Source organism: Pseudomonadota bacterium, assembly GCA_018823135.1.
Taxonomy (GTDB): domain Bacteria; phylum Desulfobacterota; class Desulfobulbia; order Desulfobulbales; family CALZHT01; genus JAHJJF01.
Map to the genome: position 1 here is coordinate 28,385 of JAHJJF010000063.1, position 20,879 is coordinate 49,263.

Here is a 20,879-nt window from a genome sequence, read left to right on the forward strand (position 1 = left end):
AAAATTAATTAAGATGCATTGCTATCCAGCGATCTGATGAAGAGTTGGAACGAGAAACTCCCGAAGAAAATAAATTACCAAAATGAGGATCATCGGGGTAAAGTCTATGCCGCCGCCGATAAGGGGGACAACTTTTCTGATTCTTTTAAGCACGGGTTCCGTTGCTTCATATAAAAAATGAACAATGGGATTGTGTGGGTCGGCGTTTACCCAGGATATAATGGCGCGGCCGATAATTATCCACATATATGCCCCAAGAACTATATCAATCAGGGTGGCAACGGCATTAATGAAATTAGTGATCACAAACATTTAAGGGCGCCTCGTAAAAGATGATATCGTATTGTTCCTGTTTGTCAGGATACGGTGTTTTTATACAATAAAGACAGCCGGATTGATTGATTACTACACAGAATACTTACAGATTTTAAACAATAAAGCAAGAGCAGCAGGGTTTTTGATTTATTAATTTTTTTTAATGCGTTTATTAACTGTCCTGAAGCATTCAGGTTGGGACAACAATTTTTATACCGCGAGTATTCTGTCGGCAATGGCGGTAATTGATTTTGCCGCACGGCTTTCCGGCGCTGAAATCAGCAGCGGGTTTCTTGCTCGAATCGCCTTCACCGCGTGGGAGTCGAGAGGGATGCTGCCGAGCAGCACCGGGTTTATTTTAAGGAAATTGTTCAGCACCCGGCTCATGCCGGAAAAAACCTCATTGCCTTCTTTTTGTGATTTCACACTGTTAATCACCAGTAGGAAGCGGTTTTTGTTGTGCCGGGAGGCGAGAATTTTCATCAGGGCATAGGCATCGGTCATCGAGGTCGGGTCCGGTGAGAGGATGATGATATTGCCCTGGGCCCATTGATTAAACCATAAAACCGATTCGCCGATGCCCGCTGCAGCATCCAGCAGCACATAATCAAAGGAGGCGGCAAGTTCCTTGAGGGTGTCGATGAGAAAGGTTTGCTCCTGCGGAGAAAGGCTTGCCATTTCAGGGACTCCGGAGCTTGCCGGCAGAACATGGAAGCCATGTGCAGTCTTGACCAGAAGCGCTGAAGGGTCGCGGCCCTGTTCAATGGTTTCCTGCAGGGTGTGCTGGATGTTGAGCCCCAGAACAATATCGACATTGGCAAGACCGAGATCGCCGTCAATGAGCAGGACGTTTTTGTTTTTTTTGGCAAGGGCAATAGCCAGATTAACTGCAAAAGTGGTTTTCCCAACACCGCCTTTGCCGCTGCTGATACAGATGATCCGAGTATTATTTGTCGGAGATTTTTCTTTCATGATCCTCCGATACCGTTGATAAGTTCAAAAAGGTGCGCCCTTTCTTCAACCGTAACCTGGCAGGAATGCTCTTTGCGGATTCCCGATACATGGCAGATTGCTGATTGTTTTTTGCGTTTCGCAGCAACAAGCTCTTTTTCTGCTGCGGCAAGGATTTCTTCGGGCAGCATATGGTCATCAGCATACGCGATGGCCATACCGATCCAGATTGTTACGGGCGGGGAAAGCGCCAGGAATTCCTGTTGAATTGCCTCGGCCCTTTTTACACTTCTGCCCAGGCTGGTACCGGGCATGATAACCGTCCAGGCGGATTCCGAAGAGGAGGTGATGATATCGGTTTCCTGAAGATGTTTTTCAATGGTTTCGGCGGATTGGTCGTCTGGATTCTTGAGATCAATAACAAGCAACGAACACGGGAGCCGCGTCTGCTGAATCCGGTCAAGCTCGATTGCCAGGGAATGCATGAGAGAATGGCTGGGGGCTGGCAGGATCTGTTCAGGGGGAATCCTGGTTGAGTCCGCCAGGCGACTGGTGAGTTCTGATATTTTTCTGACAAGATCCCTGGGGTCGCAATCGTTCTTGACCACGAGAATTCCTGCCGCCGTGTCGTTTTTCCCATCGGGAATTGTCATGGTCCTGACCGGATAGCTGCGCGTTTGTTTCTCAATGTCCCTGCACAGGGCCGCTATGCTGTGGTTTTTTCTTTGCATGATCAGGAAAGACGGGTTCCGGTGGTTACTGGATCCGAGACCGAGGCCAACACCAGACGATCTCCATCCTTTGCGGCAAGCACCATGCCGTGTGACTCCACACCCATGAGCTTGGCCGGTTTGAGATTGGCAACCAGGATAATCTGGCGGCCGATGAGTTCTTCGGGTTGATAATGCTCGGCAATACCTGCCACCACGGTTCTTTCCTCCGGGGCCTTTATCGTGAGTTTCAGCAGTCGGTCAGATTTTTTTACTTTTTCAGCAGCGATTATTTCACCGATTCGCAGATCGATTTTTTTAAAGTCTTCAAAGGAGATGAGATTGTCCATAGGAATGTCTGCCGGAGCATCCTTTTGATTTTCTGGGGTTTTGGCCTGCTGTGTTTTTTTAGTTTTTTCTTTGGTATCGATCCGCGGGAAAAGGGCCTCGACATCCTGAAGTACCGTGCCCGGTTTCAAAAGACCCCAGCCGCAATGATCTTTGAGGTTCTGTTCGGATTCCAGGGAAAGGGTTCTGGCCATTTTTTCAGCGGTCTGCGGCATCACCGGCCGGATCACCAGGGTAATGAGACGCAGGGTTTCAAGAAGGGTATAGAGGACCGTATCCAGTTGTTGCTTATTCTGCGGATCTTTTGCCAGCTCCCATGGAGCATTGGTAACAATAAATTTGTTGGCGCGGGAAATTATCTCCCAGACGCACATCAGCGCCTTATGAAAAGCAAAATCGGCCATATGTTTTTGATAATCCGCAAGCATCTGTATCGCCGCATCAGCAATTTCTTTGTCCGTCGCTGATGGCTCTCCCGGAGCCGGCACCAGATTATCCGCAAATTTCTTCACCATGCTTAAGCTTCGGCTGAAGAGATTTCCAAGATCGTTGGCAAGATCAGAGTTCAGTCTTGCCAGAACTGCATCCACGGAAAAGGACGAATCAAGCCCGAAAGACATCTCCCGCAGGAGAAAATAGCGCACCGCATCCGCGCCGAATTCTTCAACCAGGTCGGCGGGTCGCACAACATTACCGATGCTTTTTGACATTTTGGTGTCATTGATATTCCAGTAACCGTGTACATGGAGCCGTTTGTATGGCGCAAGCCCAAGAGACCTGAGTATCGTCGGCCAGTAAATCGCATGGGGTTTCAGGATGTCTTTGGCAATGATATGTTCGGACACCTTCCACATTTTTTCAAAATCCGCACCATCCGGGTAGCCGATGCCGGTGAGGTAATTTATCAGCGCATCAAACCAGACATAGGTGACGAAGCGGTCGTCGAACGGCAAAGGAATCCCCCAGGTAAGGCGGCTGGTGGGCCGTGAAATGCAGAGATCTTCAAGGGGGTCGCTTAAAAAGGAAAGCACCTCGTTGCGGTAGCGTTCAGGGGTGATGAATTCAGGATTGCTCTTGATATGGTTGACCAGCCAGTCCTGGTATTTACCCATTTTAAAGAAATAGTTCTGTTCGGTGATCGCCTCGGGCGCAGTCAGGTGGTCGGGGCAATTGCCGTCAACAAGTTCCTTTTCGGTGAGGAAGCGCTCGCATCCCTGGCAGTAGAGTCCGGAATACTCGCTGAAATAAATGTCACCCTGGTCATACACTTTCTGCAGGATGTCCTGGACTGTTTTTATATGTATCTCATCGGTGGTGCGGATGAAATTGTCAGGCTTGATCTGCAGTGGCGGCCAGGCTTGCTTGAACATCGCGCTTATCCGGTCCGAATATTCCTTGGGCGAAACCCCGGCGGCGGAAGCGGCTTTTTCAACCTTGTCGCCGTGTTCGTCGGTGCCGGTCTGAAAACGGACATCCTCGCCGAGAAGGCGTCTGAACCTGCTGACTGCGTCGGCAATTACCGTGGTATAGGCGTGGCCGAGATGGGGCTGGGCATTCACATAAAAAATCGGTGTTGTTATATAAAGGCTCATTATTGGTTCCGGGTTAGGAGAAGTTTTTTTGTATCATAAAACGTATCAGCCCGTTGACAATCGGGATACTTTTTAAAGGTGTCACAGTGTTTTTGTTTTCTGCGAATGGCTCACATCTCAGGCATTGAACAGACAGGTGCGGGTGTCCCTGGGATATCCGGATGATTCAGTCGTCCTCGTTTGTATCCCCTGAAGATCCGGACTTTTTACCGTGTTTCTTGCCGGGCCTGTTTTGTTCCTGCGGCGGTTTTTCTCCCCACTGGTCTCGGTCGAGGAGGACATGTTTTCCCGGGTCCTCCTGACTTATAACGGTTATGGTTTCCCTGAGGGCATTGTTGTGAATCACCTTATACTGCTTTCCGTCAACGGAGATTATTTTGCCCGGTTTCGGCATGTTTTTTTTGGCAATTTTATAGGCATTGTACTCGTAGGTCAGGCAGCAGAGGAGGCGGTTGCAGATGCCGGAAATTTTTGCGGGGTTTAAGGGCAGGTCCTGCTCTTTGGCCATTTTTATGGATACCGGCGCAAAATTGGTGATGAATGAACTGCAGCAGAGTTCCCTGCCGCAACAACCAAGGCCGCCGATGAGTTTGGTTTCGTGGCGGACCCCGACCTGTCTGATTTCAACCCGGGTTCGGAATTCCTGAACAAGATCTTTAACAAGCTCCCGGAAATCGATGCGGTTTTCAGCGGTAAAATAAAAAATGATTTTACTGCCGTTGAAAAAGCGCTCAACCTTGATCAGTTTCATGGCCAGAGTATGTGTCTCAATATATCGTTTACAGAGGCCAAACCCCTCGATTTCACGTTCGATAAGCCGGTTGTATTTGTCGATTTCATCCCTCGAAGCTCTCCGGACGATGGTAAAGGACGCTTTGGGACATGTTCCCGAGGATTCAGCATAGGTTGCGCCGGCCTCAAGAACCATTGCAGGTTCAAGACCATGATCGGTTTGCGCAAGAATTACATCATTAACGGCTAGATTAATGATTTTTGAGGTGGCCGAGTGGACCTGTTCTGCTTCGCGGAATTGTATTTTGTAGCACCGGATCTCCTGGGTTGCAGAAGTTTCGGGGTCGGTCGGGGTTGTTATTTCTTCCTGTTGTATGGTCATTTGATTTCTTATATAAAATTTTTGAGGGAACTGTTTTTTATCCGTAAAAATAAAAAATTTTCGGATAAAAATTAACTATAAAGCCAGGCAAACAGTTACCATACCATTAAAGAAGCGCAAAGAAAAGCACCTCGCATACCATTGCGCGATTACAGTTTCTGAGAAGTTGTTTTTTTGCCTTTTCAATGAGCTCAATTCTGTCAAAAAGCTCAGAGACATTCCAGCGCAACCGAGCTGTTGACAGCTCATTTTCGTGGTCCGGGAAAGCTTTTTGGGCAGTTCTTTCCGACGTTTTATCAAGAATGAGATCCCGGAGCCATAAAGTCAAAAGATTCAACAGGTCTTCAAGGTTGTCTTTGAGTTTTGCCGATTTTTCCGACAGATCGAAGACCTTTACCACCGCTTCGGGCTGATCAGGGGACAATGCCAGGAGTGAAGAAATGATTTCCTGTCTCAGGGGCAGAAGGTTTTTATCATTGAGCAGCCGTGCCTGGCCGATGCGCCCGGCCGATGCAACCGCCAGAGTCCGGGCGGTGGGTGGATCGATATCTTCACTTATCAGCAATCCGGCAACAGCATCATAGGAAAGCGGATAAAAAGGTATGGTCTGACACCGCGAGATAATGGTGGGCAGAACGGTAGCTGAATCGTCTGCAGTGAGAATCAGCAAGGTATTTTCAGGTGGTTCTTCCAGTATCTTGAGCAGACTGTTTGCAGCTTCCCTGCGCATGGTATGGACATCTTCCAGAACAACCACCCGGTAATCGGCTTCAAAGGGCGGGAAAGTCAACATGTGTTTGAGGTCGCGGACCTGTTTGATCTTTATTGCAGCGCCATCCGGGGCGATAACATGAAAATCAGGATGGCTTGCCGCAGTGAACTTGACACATGAGGAGCAGGTACCGCAGGATTCTCCGGCCTGGTGGTTTGCACAGTTGATGAGGGTTGCAAAAATAGCTGCAGCGGTTTTTTTGCCGACACCCGCCGGTCCCCGAAACAGGAAGGCATGACTCATCCTGCCGCGCATGAAAGACTTAATAAGCAGGTCTTTCGCTTTTTGCTGGCCAATAAGAGAGCTGAATTGAAGATGGGTGCGCTGCTTCATACTTATAAATTGATAATCCTGCAGGTATGGATCAAGACCCGAAAAGAGATCGTTGGCGAACTTCAATTTCAGCCGCAGTTTCTTTGCTGGTCTCGGTGGGTTTTTCAACAGTTTGCAACAGATCGTCCGCTTTTTGCTCGGATCCGCTCAGAAAGAGAAAGCGCTCCAGGTGGCGCTGGTAATCGGTCCATTGCCGGCCGGGCTCGGTGAACTGCTCGCCAAGTTTTTCCATGGTATTCATTTTGGCGTCCAGATCATCAATGAAATGAAGCATGAAGGCCTCCATGGTCATCGGCACTGTGGGTGAGCCGAATTGGTGCTGGCCGTGATGACTCAAAATCAGATGGCTCAGCTGGGTGGCAAGCGCCTCCGGGAAATCAGCAATTGTGCGTATCCGTTCATTGAGCATTTCAATGCCAAGGACCATATGGCCGACCAGTCGCCCGGAATCCGTATATTGAAAGGGATAATTTGCATAGGAATATTCTTTGATCTTGCCGATATCATGGAAAATTGCCCCGGCGATCAATAACGATCTGTCGAGAATGGCGTAATGGCCGGCAAGACTGTCCGCAAGTCGTGCAACGGCAAGGGTGTGTTCCAGCAGACCGCCGTAATAGGCGTGGTGCATCATTTTGGCTGCCGGGGCTTTTTTGAATTGTTCGATGAAATCCCCGGAATTAAGAAAGGCGAGCAACAGCTTGCGAAGATGAATATCGGTGACGCTTTCGGCAAGAAAGATCAACTCCCGGCACATTACCTCCGGGTCGTTTGCCGTTGAAGGGAGAAACAGAGACAGATCAATGTCCGTGGTATCAAAAGCCTCAATGCTGTTGATTTTCAATTGCAGCGAATTTCTGAAAACCTGGCCCTGGCCGGAAAGAAAGACGATTGATCCGGGTTGACATCGGGATTCCCAGTAATCGGCTTTGTCCCAGATCCGCCCGGCAATTTCCCCGGTACGGTCCGAAACCGTAAGCATGAGATAGAGGCTGCCGGTTTTGGTTTCCGCCCGGCTCATCTCTTTGACCATGAAAAGGCCTTCAACGGCCTGATTGTCTTTGATTTCCTTTACGAATAGTCCTTTTTCAGGAGGCATTATTTTGTCGTTTTCCTAAATTAATTGGCTTGCAGTTTCCATTTGGTGGGCCTCGCTGCCCAATTCATAATCAAAGGGAGCTTCGGTTATTTCTTTCCGATCCCGATATTGCATAAAAATTCGGGTTAAAAATCAAGGGTCTTATGCCACGCTTCTTTCAGGTCCGCCAAGGATTCGCTCAGCACTGATTTGCCTTTAAAACCCTTCATCTGCAGGGTCTCCACCGTGGTGGTGAAACCGACTCTCGCCCAGGGGTTGTGCCCCATTACTTCCTTGAATGCATCAATGTTTTCCAGGGCAACGGTCACCACAAAACGGCTTTGTGATTCGGAAAACAGCAGAATGTCTTCCCGGTGGATATCGGTGCGCGGAATTTTATTCAGGTCGATTTCCATGCCGAGGCCGCCGGCAAAAGCGGTTTCTGCCAGGGCGACGCCGAGACCGCCATCGGAGCAGTCGTGGCATGATGCCACCAGACCCTGATTGATTGCCTCTGACAGGGCGCGATACAACGGTATGGCGATATCTTCCCGGACGTGAGGAACGGAGTTGCCGGTGGCGTTATGCTGCAGGGCATATTCCGAGGCGCCGATTTCAGGATAGGTCATGCCGAGGACATAGACGATGTCACCCGGTTTTTTGGCGTCCATGGTCACCGCCTTTCTTATATCGTCGATCTTGGCAACCACGGAAAAAAGCAGGGTGGGCGGAATGGAGATTTTGGTGTCGCCCACCTGATAATCGTTTTTCATGCTGTCCTTGCCGGAAATGCAGGGCACACCGAAAGCCTTTGCATAGTGGGCTAAAGCCTGGTTGGCGCGAACGAGCTGTGCAAGTTTATACGGGCCGTCAGGAGTTTTGTCGGAAAGAATCGGGTCGCACCAGCAGAAATTGTCAAGGCCTGCCATGATATCGAGGTTCGCTCCGACGCAGATAGCGTTGCGGATCGCCTCGTCCATGGCACAGGCGGTCATGTGATACGCATCAATATCGGAATATCGAGGACAGATGCCGTGGGCAATGACCAGTCCGTCGAAGGAATCCAGTATCGGCCTGATAACCGCCGCGTCACTTGGGCCGTCATTGTTGAGACCGGTAAGCGGTTTAACGACGCTGCCGCCCTGAACTTCGTGATCGTATTGCCGGACAACATACTCCTTGCTGCAGATATTCAGCCGTGAGAGCATGCTGCGAAGTTCGGCGCCAAGGGCAGGGTTGTCGGGGAATTTCGGTTCGTCATAGGTTTTTGGTTCCCACCTGGCGACCATCTGCATGGGGGGCAGCCCTTTATGGACAAATTCCATATCCATGTAGGCAATGGTCTTTTCATTATATAGAATATGAAATTTTCCGGAATCAGTGAAGTTACCCAGCACCGTAGCCTCGGTATCCATTTTTTTGCACAGCGCCAGGAATGCTTCAAGCTTTTCCGGGGCGATGGCAAGGGTCATTCTCTCCTGGGCTTCGGAAACGAAAATTTCCCAGGGCTGCAGGCCGGAGTATTTCAGCGGCGCCCGGTCGATGTGCAGTTCAAAACCGCCGGTATCCTCAGCCATTTCGCCAACGGACGAAGAAAGGCCGCCGGCACCATTGTCGGTGATGCAGCGGTAGAGTCCGAGATCACGGGCTTTGAGCAGGCAGTCGAACATTTTTTTCTGGGTTATCGGGTCACCGATCTGCACTGCGGTTGCCGGCGAGCTTTCATTGAGTTCTTCGGATGAAAAGGTTGCGCCGTGAATGCCGTCCTTGCCGATTCGGCCGCCGGTCATGACGATATAGTCGCCGGCCTCGGCCTTTTTAAATTCAGAGGGCACATTGTTGACAATTGCCGGCATAATGCCCACGGTGCCGCAGAAGACCAGGGGTTTGCCCGCGTAACGTTCATCAAAGACCAGGGAACCGTTTACCGTGGGAATGCCGCTTTTGTTGCCGCCGTGCTCAACGCCCTCGCGCACCCCTTCAAAAATTCTTTTCGGATGCAGCAGGCGGGCGGGAATAGGTTTATCGTAAAACGGCGTTGCAAAACAGAAAACATTGGTATTGCAGATGAGCTTTGCGCCCTGGCCGGTTCCAAAGGGGTCGCGGTTGACGCCGACAATACCGGTCAACGCACCGCCGTAAGGGTCAAGGGCAGAGGGACTGTTATGGGTTTCAACCTTGAAAACCACGCTCCAGTCCTTGTTGAAACGGATAACCCCGGCATTATCCTTGAAAACCGACAGGCACCAGTCGTTATCGCCCATCTTTTTTCGTATTTCACTGGTCGGGTTGCGGATATACGTGTCAAAAAGGCTGATTATTTTCGAGGTGGAATTGTTCGGGACATCGGTGTATTCAATGTCGCCGTTAAAAATCTTGTGCTTGCAATGTTCCGACCAGGTCTGGGCAAGGGCTTCCAGTTCAACATCGGTGATTTTTTCGCTTAAGCCCATCTTCTTTCTGGAGGCGACCACATCCGGCGAGCCAAGAAAACCGCGGATGAGTTTCATTTCTTCAAGGGTGAGGGCAAGAATCCCTTCTTTACTGATGCGTATCAGTTCTGTGTCAGGAACATTCAGGTCGATTTCCACGACCTGTCCCTCTTTTTCTCCCATTACCTTAGGGGCAAAAGGCTCAAGCCCCCCGGCCCTGACAAAAGAATCGTGATCCATGATGGTGTAGCGTTCGATAAGCTCGTTGGCAAGGAGTTTGCCGGCAATGGTTTGGGCGTCGGTTTGAGTCAAAGAACCTGAAACAAGATATTGTACGGAAGTATAGACCGCCTCGCCCTGTTTGAGTTTTCGGCCGATGAGCAGCTCCAGCGCCTGGGATGAGGTGCGGCCTTCGTTGTCGGTGACCCCAGGACGAAATCCCACTTCGATAAGCCAGTCAAAGGAAATGCCCCAGTCGAGCGCCAGGGGGCTCAGTGAATAGTCCTGGGTAACCGGATCGCAAAAAGGCCCTCTTGCCGCCTCGATCAACTGGTCCTGGGAAATGTCTGCATCCACCGTGAAAACCTTGATTGTGCGGACTGAGTCGGCTGCGATGTGCAGGTCCGATTGTATTCTCTTGTTTGTCTGCTCACCGAATGAATCAATGAAAGAAGGTTTCAGGCCTACCTGAATTCGTGCAAGCATCGGATATCTCCCGAAGGGTTAAGTTGATTATTTATCAAAGTGTAAAGGTTGGCTGCAAGATTTCTTCGCAGAAAAACCACCTGGATAACATGTCTTGCTGAAAGTTTAATTAAAAAAGGCACTATACCAAAAGTGTTTTGTTTTTTAAACGGTATAGAGATAAAAATGACGAACCGCAATCATAAAGAAATTTAATGGTGTTTTGGGGGATGTGTAAATTATTTAATTGGTGTGGTTTGATTTTTTTTAAGTACTCTTTTAATAATATTAGAATTATAATCGTCATAACCGGAACTTGAATGTATTTCGAACAAAAGGTGAGCCGGAGCGGGCATGGATTTTGCTATGCTTTACCGTGTTAGGGAGTGCCATGATGAACGGTTTCATATTAAATGAAAGTCAGGATTTGAAGGCGGCGTGCGATATTACTGTTTGATTTTGTTTGTTTTTTGTGGGTAAAATTAGACATGTATCATTTTTTTCATGGCTCAGCGTTCTGTTAATTCGATACCTTGAGGACCTAACCGAGAAACAATATTTCAGGGCAAATAATTTTACGAAGAAAATGCTAGATCATACAAAATCGAATTATTCTAAAGGTTTTTCTCTCATAGAACTGATAGTCGTCATGGTGATTATCGGTATTCTTGCAACCCAGGTGGTTTTCAGTTTTACCAGGCCCCTTAGAAAAGTGAAGTCTACAGCCCTTCAGTTAAGGAGTGATATAAACCTTGCCCGAGCCGAGGCGGCAAACCGGGCTCAGGCTGTCACCATTGATTTTTTTATGGGCACTGAGGATGGATATCGACTGTGCATTGATACGGGAGCTGCCGGTTGTGCTGATGATTGTCCAGGTCCTGGTTGCATAAAAGAGGTTTCGTTCCGCAGAGAAGTTCAGTTCTACGATGCGAATGCGACAAACGGCCCAGACAGGGACGCCGGAGTGGGCACCAATCGCCCGGCTGTTGGCTCTGATGGTGTTGATTTTCCTCTTGCATTACCTGGGGTTGACAACAAGTTTTTGATGCAACCAAACGGCACCGCCTCGGAAAAGGGAGCAATTTTTATTTATGCCCCTGAGGCGGCAGATCACACGGTCATGCTGGCGGTTCCCCTGCGGGTTGGTGTTGAGGATACTTCAGGGCGGGTGTGGGTTGAGATCTGGGACCGGGGTACGTCAAGCTTTGGGCGTAAATAAGGAAAAGATTTAATTATAAATCAAGGGGTGAGGGGCAATAAATGAGACGAAATTTTTCTAAATCTTCCGGGTTTTCCCTGATTGAGCTGATGATCGTTGTGGCGATTATCGGTTTGCTTGCAGCCGTGGCAATGCCTGCCTATTTCAAGCATATACTTCGGGTGAGACAATCGACCTGTGTTCAGAACCTCATTGATGTGAAAACCGCCCAGGAAAAATATTACGCCCTTTTTGATACCTATGCCAGCACGGGCACCCTTGAAACCGGTGTCGATGTCTTTGCTTCGTATGTGAATTTTTCGGCATCAAACACCTCCATGTGTGTTTTTAATATCACCGGCGGCACGACTTCATTTACCGCCAGGCTTTGGGGGGACCTTGATCGGGATGGTTTTGCCACAGACTGCTGGAGTATCTCAAGCACAAGCGCTCAACCGGCAACAACTGGCGGTGTCGGCTGTGTAGTCAATGGCGAAGGGTTTAGCTTTTCCACGCTCGGAAATTTATTATAACCATAAAGATGATTTTGCAGGAGTTAACCTACGGGATGTTCGGACCAGGCGAGATAAAACAACGGAACAAGGGGTTTACCCTTGTCGAAATGATGGTTGCCCTTTTCCTCGGGATTATTGCCATGGTGGGCATTTATAAAACCTATGTCGCCTATAGCACTGCGGCTGACAACCAGGGCCAGGCTCAGGAATTGCAGCAGAATCTGCGGGTCAGCATGGCGATGATGGTAAGAGATATCCGCATGGCGGGTTTTGATCCTACAGAAATAGGTGGAATTGGTTTTGAAGAGGCAACCACCCATAAAATTCAATTCCGGATGGATATTAACCAGGATGGAGATGTAGCTGATGATAATGAAGACATAAAGTATTTCATTAAGGATATTGATGGAGACGGCTTTTTTGGCCTTGCCCGGCACAATGTCAATACCGGTGTGGAAGAATATATTAATGAAAATATTGATCCGGTAAACATAATTGCCGGTGAGTATCCGCTGAATTTTGTTTTTATGGAAGGGATCACGGTTCTGCCGACTCCTGTTACCGGAAGCGATCGGGATAGAATCAGGTCCGTTGAAATCGCCCTGGTTTTGAGAAGCACCAACGAGGACTATTCTTTCAAAAACACAAATTCATATAACAATCTTCAAGGTCTACAAATATTGCCTGCAAAAAATGATAATTTCTACAGACGACTGACAACCGCCAAAGTCAATTGTCGAAATATGGGACTCGATGATTAGAGGGAAGGAATGATAGGAAGTAAAGGTTTTTCAATACTTGAAGTGCTGTTCGGCATTACCGTTTTTATGGTGGGTATGCTGGGGATCGCCGCGCTGCAGATTTCGTCGGTGCAGGGTAATTATTTTTCCTCGAATCTTACTGAGGCAACCTTTCTTGCCACCAGTAAATTCGAGGAGTTGATGGATCTGCCGTATGATGATCCTGATGACCCTGATGACCCCTTAGATGATAGGAATGGTGATTCAGCCGGGCAGGATAATAATGCTGCTGGCCCGGATGGCGTAGATGATGACGATGACGATGATGACGGTAATCCAGATGGTATTAGTGGGCCAGATGATGTCATAAATTTCGGACTGGATGCAACCGATTATACTTCGCCTGGTGTGGCGCTGTTTGTAGACCATTCAGAAAATCCGCCCCGCAGAGGCGGTATGTATGTAGTATCATGGAATGTGGCAGTGGACCACCCGCTGCCTAATTGTAAAACAGTAAAGGTCTGGGTGGAGTGGACAATTAAGGGCGATCGGAAAGAACGGATTTCCATGGCAATGGTCAAAGAAGAGGTGAAATGATGGGGGCGCGTTTCCTGATTAATAACCAGAGAGGATCAATACTCAATATTGCCCTGCTCATTCTTATGACATTGACTCTTGTTGTCATATACATGAGCCGGTCCACCACCACTGATGTGAAAATTGCCGCAAATGAAAAAGCCGAACGGGTCAGATTTTATAGTGCTGATGGCGGTGGGGATATTGGTATTGAAATTTTTGAACAAAATGTTGCCTGCCCCACTGGTTTCGCTGGAAGTGCCACCACGGGTGCAATTATTCAAGGGAAATTTATTGTAAAAACCCTTGATATCAGAGCGAATATCGAAAAGGCAACAGGGTTTGTAATCTCAGATTCTTCGACAAGAGATGTTTATTGGCCGCCAGGAAGTGCTTACGGGGATCAGGGGTCAACAAGTTTGGCCTTTGGCGGTGAAACATTTCATGGCCAGGGGGCTTCCCTGCAGATGTCTGCGGGCTATGAAGGAAAAGGAAAAAGCGCAGCAAGCGGTGGCGCGCATCTGTTGTTTGATATCTGGTCACAATATTATGGCTTGAATAGCGCAAATGCCCAGATCTGGCTTCGCTGGAAGCACTTGATCGGTCAAGAGGATGATTGCATCTATTGATAAAGGTATACAGGGGTAAAAGAAGATGAAGAGGGCTGGAGGAGATTCCATGAGATCGAAATTAAATAATCGAACGGCTTTTCTGTTTTTCATTATGTTGACGGTTACAGCTTTGACTTTCCCTGGTTCGGGTTTTGGCGATCCCTGCGGTGAAGGGGTCGGCACTCCGCCATTTCTGGCCGAGGGTGTGCCCCCTAACCTTATGCTCCTCATTGATAACTCAGCAAGCATGTATGAGCTGGCCTATGATGATCTTGCCGACCCCGGGTTTTGCAATGATGATAGCTATGTACCGAAATCATCAGTTGCCGCCTGGGCTGACGCTACGGTCTATGCGGCTGAGAAGGTTGTCAGTTACAATAACGGCACAGAAACTAAATGGTACATGACAGCAGCGGGCGGCACCTCTTCCGGCACCACCCCTCTGGATGATACCGGTGTCACCGACTGGGCCGTGTTTGGGCAGACTTATGCCGGCTATTTTACTCCCGGTTCCTGGTATGAATGGGATGGAGCACAATTTGCCCTGATTTCTCCTGCACCGGCTGATGCCGCTGCCGCCTGCAGCGGTGCTGGTACAGAATACACCGACGCGAATAACAGCGATGTCTGTATCACCATCAACGCGGCTTCCGTCACCTCTTTTGCCGCCAAGGGAAATTATCTCAACTGGGCCGCAGCCTCGAAATTTGATGTCGAAAAAAAGATTCTTACCGGCGGTAAATGGGATTCATCAACCAACCGGCTGGTCATGGAGTCCCGCGGTTGTCTGGGTCGCAAAATGATCAAGCAGATCCCCATCAAGGATGCGGGCGGTACTGTGTATTACCTCACTTTGGGTATCAAGGCCAACTCCAGTGACCTGACCCAGATCGAGATCTTTGAACCCACCTCCACCGGCTTCCAGTTCGGGGGCGGCGCATGCGAGGCGGCCTTAGTAGAAGATGCCAAAGGAAATGCGGCAAACTTAGCCCAGGACTGCATGGAACTTGGTGCGCAGAATGAGTCATTTGCCAATTCAAACGGGGCGTTTAATATTTCTTTCAGTACCTGCTGGCGTCACCCGAAAATTACCAACGGGAATGTCACTGCCTTATCGAATCAATGTGCGGGGATTTATGGTGATGATGTGAATCCTTATGACCCTCTGCCCTCCTGGGCGGACGGGGTGGTCTATGCTTCAGGCACCACGGTGACAGATAACGGGAAATGGTATGAGTCGCAGACTGCCGGTACGGCAACCGATACCGGTGACGGCACTCCTTTGGATGCGACACGTGACTCTGGCGTGACCTGGCTGCAGGTACCCAGGAATTATATCAATGCAGCAGACAGCGGGTATATCTGCTGGGGTAATCAGGCCACCGGTGAAGGATATATTGGCCGCTGTTTTAATGTTACCCAGGCGGCATTGCCGGCGATTCCGGGTTCAGGCTGTGTGGATACTGCCTGCGCACCCAATGGGCGCCCCTATGGTGGTGATGATGATGCAAACTGTATAGGCGGTGTTCTCTACAGATGTCCTGCAGGGTCTTCGTGGAATAACGGCGCAGGGCAATGCAAGCAGGGTCCTACCTTATATGCCTGGGAAAAGCAGCAAACCTGCGGCGTAGGGGGATCCCCGGCCACTTCATTAGCTGGGGCATGGGTTGCCGGTTATGATAGTCTGGGGGAAGATGTAAATGCTAATGAAGAGCTTGATGCCGGAGAGGACACCAACGCCAATGGCATACTGGATCAAGGTTGCATATATATGGCCATACGCGATTTCTGTTCGCCTTTTTATGATCCCGGCGTGATTGATCCTGCTTCGCCGGTTACATCCGTTGCTGATGAACATTTTCCCAACCTGCCGGCGATCTTGATGGAAATAGCCCTGCAGGGCCAGCTCAGAGAACCAATTGCCACCTTGAACGGTTATATCAAACAGACCACTGATCCTGAAGGTTTGATTGACGATTTTGCCGCGGATATCCGTATCGGCGCCATGCAGTATAACCAGATGGGTACCCGGAGCGAATGTGATGCCTCGCCCAAGCTGACCCACAGGTTGTATGATGATTGTCCGGCGTCCAGCCAGGACGGCGCCAAGCTCATCGCCTATATGGATAACGGCACCGACCACACCGCAAGACTGGTGCAGGCGATCAATGATATTAAAGCCAATACCTGGACACCCATTGCCGAGGCCTATTATGAAGCTCTGGGGTATTTCACCCAGCAGGACACCGTCGCTCTCGACATGCGGTTTGACGATGACGATTTCCTCCGCGACAGCGATTACAGCAAGGCATTTCCCTTTGCCAGTGTCGATGCCAATTACGATCCAGTGCCCTCCTGGCTGTCAAGGCGGAATATTGCCACTGCGGCTTCCGACTGGACCGTTGTTCCGTTCCCGCTGTTGACTCTGGTGAAAGATGCCGCGAACAAGTTGTACTGGACTAACGCTGGCGGCACTCCGAGCCTTTATCAAAGAGACGGCACCACCTTTGCCACCGACGTGGCTGAAGATACAGCTGTCTCCTGGGTGCCGGTGGACCCGGTGACCAATTACTGCCAGAAGAATAATATTCTCATTATTACCGACGGCGGTTCCACCGTGGATGTCCATCCTGATATTATAAGTAAAATCGGAGATTATGACGCTGGCGGCTCCGAGAACGCAGCCTGCGGCAATACGGTTGCCGGAGTATATAAAGGGTATTACGGCAGCACCTATCTGGATGACCTGGCGAAATACGCCTATGCAGCGCCCGCGACCACCCTTTATAAGGACGGCCAACTCCTCGACGGCGAGGGCATTGACCAAGACAAGCAGAATATCACCACCTATGTGGTCACTGCCGGCAAGCTGCGCGTTACCGGGACCGATGAGTGCAGCCCTGACGTTTTGCTGGCCAATACAGCGACCAACGGCGGCACCAGTCTCTATGCCAGTGAGGACCCGGAGCAATTGGAGGCCAATCTCCGTTCAGTCATGGAAAGCATCAGGGCCGGAACCGCATCCGGGTCGGCCTCTTCGGTCATCTCCGCCTCCCGCGGCGGCGAGGGCGCGATTTACCAGGCCATTTTCTGGCCGAGATTTACCGACGAGGATATTGTCTGGATCGGTGATGTGCATTCGATGTTCATCGATTCTCTTGGCAAAATGTATGAAGATACTGATAGCGACGGGAAATTTGATGACGACGGCACCGATAAAACAGTTGTCCTCTATTATGATGAGAGTCTGAATACGACAATGGCCTGTAATGACGGTGTAAACGCTGACAGGGATGGCTGTCTTGGCACACCGAAGGCGTTAAATGCGGTGAACTATCTCTGGTCTGCCGCGGAATGGCTATCCGGGGTTGGAGCTGCTGATATTACAGCCCAACGGGCTGATGCAGATTATATTTCACATACACAGAAACGATATATCCATACTTGGATTGATCTGGATAACAATGGTGTGGCTGATTTAGCTACTGAATGGATTCCTTTTGTCAGTGGAGCTTCAGGCCCGACCGGCAAAGCCCCCACCCCACCGCATGCCATCTCTGTGGATTTTGCCGCTGCAGACTCCACTGAAGTCGAGAACATCATCGACTGGGTTCGTGGCGATAATACTGTCGGTCCTGCCTATCGAGACCGAGAAAGGAATTATTCATTTGATTCCAGTGTCGCTCCGACCGACATAATCTGGAGATTGGGTGATGTAATTCACTCAACACCAATGGCTGTTACCCGTCCTTCAGAGGGGTTTCATATGCTTTACGGAGACGATTCCTATGCAAAGTTTGCACAAAGGTATAACAAGCGAAGGCATGTTATCTATTTCGGCAGTAATGACGGCATCCTTCATGCCGTGAACGGCGGGTTTTATGACAGCTCCCAATTGCGGTTTTGCGTTACCGCAGACTGTTACGTTGAAAATGATGCGGTCAAGACTCCGGCATCAGAGAATAAACCGGAGCTCGGTGCAGAGCTTTGGGCCTATGTTCCCTATAACATATTGCCCCATTTGAAATGTCTGACGAGTCCTTCGTATGAACATAAATATTTTGTGGATCTGCGACCGAGGATTTTTGATGTGCAGATTTTTTTAGAAGAAGCGGCCTGTTCGCCGGATTATACCAACCCCGCCTGTTTTCACCCTGGTGGCTGGGGAACCATCATGGTCGCCGGAATGCGTTTCGGCGGCGCACCGATTGATGCCTGGACAATTGACGGTGATGGTGTTGGCGGCGCGGATCAACCCACCGACCTCCGTAAATTTATTTCATCGTATATGGTTTTTGATATTACCGATCCGGAACACCCGCCGACCTTTTTAGGTGAACTGACAGATCCTGACAAAACCAGCCCCAAGGCTGCCATGGGCTATGCGACAGTGATTCCTACGGTTATACCGATGTATGATAACAAGGGAACCGCAACTACAACCGATGATGCGACTTACTGGTATCTCGTTCTCGGCAGTGGCCCAACCGAACTCAGCGGTAAAAGCGAAGTTACTCAGTTTGCGAAACTCGCAATCTATCCGTTAAACCAGTTGACCAATGGGTCGGGATCAGCATTTATGATACCAAATAATCTCCCCTCAACTGTTGCTGTCGGTAATATACCCCCACAAACTGGAGTTTTTACGCTTCCGGGTGCGAGAAGTTTTGTGTCTGATCCCATAACCGTGGATTTTGACTTGAAGGAGAACTATATGGCCGATGCAGTTTATTTTGGAACTGTAAGCGGCGATTTCAAGGATACAGGGGCGAAACTCGGCTGGGGTGGTAAATTTTATCGGCTTGTGACCCGCAAGTGGGACGGAAGCAAACAAGTTATTACCCTTCCCAGTGATTGGGATGCGTTATTAAGCGCAGCGAGTCTGGACAATCCGGCTATCTTGGCAGACATTGGTCAGCCGATAGTTGCATCGCCAACTGTTGGTAGCGATCGTGTTGATACGTGGGTGTATATCGGCACCGGTCGGTTTTTTGATGAATTTGACAAGTCGGATTCCAACAGTAATGCCACCCAGACTTTCTATGGTATAAAAGAACCTCGAGTCTCAGTCGCAGGTGAATTTACCTGGGGACAAGTCGCCTTAGCAGACCTTGTAAACACTTCATTGGTTGCCAAGGTAGCATCGAATGCCAATCCCTTCCAGGCATCTATTTATTGCATAAATCCTTTTGCTCCGAATGTTCCGGGGGATAATTGTCCCGGCACGACCTTTGGCGCCCCTTTCCCTGGGACTATCGGGGCTGAAACATTCCAGGATCTTGTGGACTATATCAAGATCAAGGCCGGCTGGAAGAGAAATTTAAAACGATCTCGTGAGCGGAACCTTGGACAGGGCACGCTCCTCGGCGGTCTTTTGACATTTACTACATATCAGCCATTTGAAGACAAGTGCCTGCCTGAAGGACTTGGGTATCTCTACGGTGTCTATTACGGAACCGGTACTGCATTCCACACCGGTGTGTTCGGAGATCATGTCACCGGTGATGCAGTCCAGGATGTTGTGGAGATGGGACGCGGCCTTTCAACCACCCCGAATATCCATATCGGTAAAGCCGAAGGCGGCAAGGCCTTTGCCCAGACCAGCACCGGGGCAATTATTGAAATCCCGCAACCCAATCTGCCGCTCGGCAACGTGAAAACCGGAAGAAAGGATTGGCAGGAACTCTGGCAATAATCTGTTAAGTAAATAAATGTAGAGTTAAGGGGCTTGTCCTGAAAGGGGCGGCCCCTTTTTTGTCCTATTATGAGGAGCAAGGGAAGGCAAACAAGTTTTATCGAGTACTATTTGTGGTTTCAGCCAGGGAAATTCAGGTTTGATTGTTTCGGAAATCCGGAAAATTTTCATTTTATGTCCGATGGATTTTAAAATAAGCAAAGCCTAAGCGGTGGAATCCTGACAGGTATGAGTCCGGATCTATCCTTTTTTTGTGAACCGGATAAAAAAATTTTTATCAGCATTAAATAAGTTAATAGAGAGCGGCCGTGATTTGTGGGTTTATCTGTTAATGTTTGACGTTCCAGGCCCTTTTTCTGTCTTGTTTTTTAGGGGTTGTACGGGTAAGGGTTGACATGCAAGGTTCGTGTCAGGTAAAATGTCATAGTTATGCTAACTATCGATGATTGCATAAAAAAAATATCAATTAACGGCTTTGTTGGAAATTGTACCGATATAACGCTGGTTTTAGCTGGCGCGATTTTTGCTTAACTAAAATGCGAGGAGAGAGGCGGGTTTCTCCCTGCCTGCGCTCATGACATCAAGAATTTCAATGTTTTTTGAAGCGCATTCATTTTTTCGAGAGTGGTTATGATTGAATTCAACAAGACACACGGGTTTTCTAAACTGCTGAACGCAAGGCAGGGTTTTTCTCTTGTAGAGATGCTGGTAGTGCTCGTAATTGTCGGCATTCTTGCCGTACAGGTTGTCATTAGTTTCACTTCACCTGTCGTGCCGTTAAAAGGAGATGCCTTTGACTTACGGAGCAATATGAACATGGCCCGAGGGGAGGCAGTTAAGCGAAACGAACAGGTTTTGGTTGAATTTTTTAATAACACAGATATTCCTCTCGTTGGTGATGGAAATGACGATGGTTACATGATTTGTCTTGATAGTTTATCGACGAATACCTGCATAGATGAACCTGCCGCTAATATTATTAAAAGTGTTGTTTTTAATGACATTGTTCAATTTTATGGCACCCTGGCTTCAGGAGGCCCTCCTTTTGATGGAGCGGGGAATAATCCACCAGGCGGTGCCCTTGGGGATGGTGTAAGCTTTGTCGGCAATGCATTTTTAATGCGGAGTAACGGCACAACTAACCAGGATGGCGCTGTTTATCTTTATGTGCCGGATGCTGACCCGACAAAAATGCGTGTAGCACCATTTACTGTA

The 20,879-nt window shown here is 49.1% G+C and carries 14 protein-coding genes and 1 pseudogene; 7 read left to right on the top strand and 8 right to left on the bottom strand.

The genetic code is table 11. From position 1 onward, the window contains the following. Positions 1-21: 21 nt before the first annotated feature. From KKE17_06060 to purL, 8 genes are all read right to left on the bottom strand, one after another. Positions 22-312 (bottom strand): YggT family protein, encoded by a 291-nt coding sequence (locus KKE17_06060; protein MBU1709552.1) that lies wholly within the window; start codon positions 310-312, stop codon positions 22-24. 213 nt (positions 313-525) lie between these two features. Then, positions 526-1,287 (bottom strand): MinD/ParA family protein, encoded by a 762-nt coding sequence (locus tag KKE17_06065; GenBank protein MBU1709553.1) that lies wholly within the window; start codon positions 1,285-1,287, stop codon positions 526-528. Further along, a complete protein-coding gene (locus KKE17_06070; protein ID MBU1709554.1) occupies positions 1,284-1,919 on the bottom strand; it encodes a GGDEF domain-containing protein in 636 nt (211 codons plus the stop codon). The genes KKE17_06065 and KKE17_06070 overlap by 4 nt, the downstream gene beginning before the upstream one ends. A gap of 80 nt (positions 1,920-1,999) precedes the next feature. Continuing rightward, positions 2,000-3,916, bottom strand: coding sequence for a methionine--tRNA ligase (gene metG, locus KKE17_06075; protein ID MBU1709555.1), 1,917 nt, complete (start codon positions 3,914-3,916; stop codon positions 2,000-2,002). A 166-nt stretch (positions 3,917-4,082) separates the two neighbouring features. After that, complete coding sequence (locus KKE17_06080) at positions 4,083-5,030, bottom strand: hypothetical protein (protein ID MBU1709556.1); 948 nt, start codon at positions 5,028-5,030, stop codon at positions 4,083-4,085. Positions 5,031-5,136: 106 nt separating this feature from the next. After that, entirely contained in the window at positions 5,137-6,135 is a 999-nt protein-coding gene (gene holB / locus KKE17_06085) for a DNA polymerase III subunit delta' (GenBank protein ID MBU1709557.1), read from the bottom strand. 31 nt (positions 6,136-6,166) lie between these two features. Continuing rightward, a complete protein-coding gene (locus KKE17_06090; protein MBU1709558.1) occupies positions 6,167-7,234 on the bottom strand; it encodes a 3'-5' exoribonuclease YhaM family protein in 1,068 nt (355 codons plus the stop codon). A gap of 125 nt (positions 7,235-7,359) precedes the next feature. Then, a complete protein-coding gene (gene purL / locus KKE17_06095; GenBank protein MBU1709559.1) occupies positions 7,360-10,350 on the bottom strand; it encodes a phosphoribosylformylglycinamidine synthase subunit PurL in 2,991 nt (996 codons plus the stop codon). Positions 10,351-10,915: 565 nt separating this feature from the next. Between purL and KKE17_06100 the strand changes: the two genes are divergently transcribed. The 7 genes and pseudogenes from KKE17_06100 to KKE17_06130 form a co-directional block, all read left to right on the top strand. After that, complete coding sequence (locus tag KKE17_06100; GenBank protein ID MBU1709560.1) at positions 10,916-11,548, top strand: prepilin-type N-terminal cleavage/methylation domain-containing protein; 633 nt, start codon at positions 10,916-10,918, stop codon at positions 11,546-11,548. A gap of 41 nt (positions 11,549-11,589) precedes the next feature. Continuing rightward, positions 11,590-11,691 (top strand): annotated as a pseudogene (locus tag KKE17_06105) (prepilin-type N-terminal cleavage/methylation domain-containing protein). Between the two features lie 404 nt (positions 11,692-12,095). Beyond that, entirely contained in the window at positions 12,096-12,803 is a 708-nt protein-coding gene (locus KKE17_06110) for a prepilin-type N-terminal cleavage/methylation domain-containing protein (protein MBU1709561.1), read from the top strand. Between the two features lie 9 nt (positions 12,804-12,812). Then, entirely contained in the window at positions 12,813-13,379 is a 567-nt protein-coding gene (locus tag KKE17_06115; GenBank protein MBU1709562.1) for a hypothetical protein, read from the top strand. Then, positions 13,376-13,987, top strand: coding sequence for a pilus assembly PilX N-terminal domain-containing protein (locus tag KKE17_06120; protein ID MBU1709563.1), 612 nt, complete (start codon positions 13,376-13,378; stop codon positions 13,985-13,987). Before KKE17_06115 ends, KKE17_06120 begins: the two co-directional genes overlap by 4 nt. 49 nt (positions 13,988-14,036) lie before the next feature. Next, entirely contained in the window at positions 14,037-19,664 is a 5,628-nt protein-coding gene (locus KKE17_06125; GenBank protein MBU1709564.1) for a hypothetical protein, read from the top strand. Between the two features lie 630 nt (positions 19,665-20,294). Further along, positions 20,295-20,879: prepilin-type N-terminal cleavage/methylation domain-containing protein (locus KKE17_06130; GenBank protein ID MBU1709565.1), on the top strand; the 585-nt coding region annotated here is incomplete at its 3' end.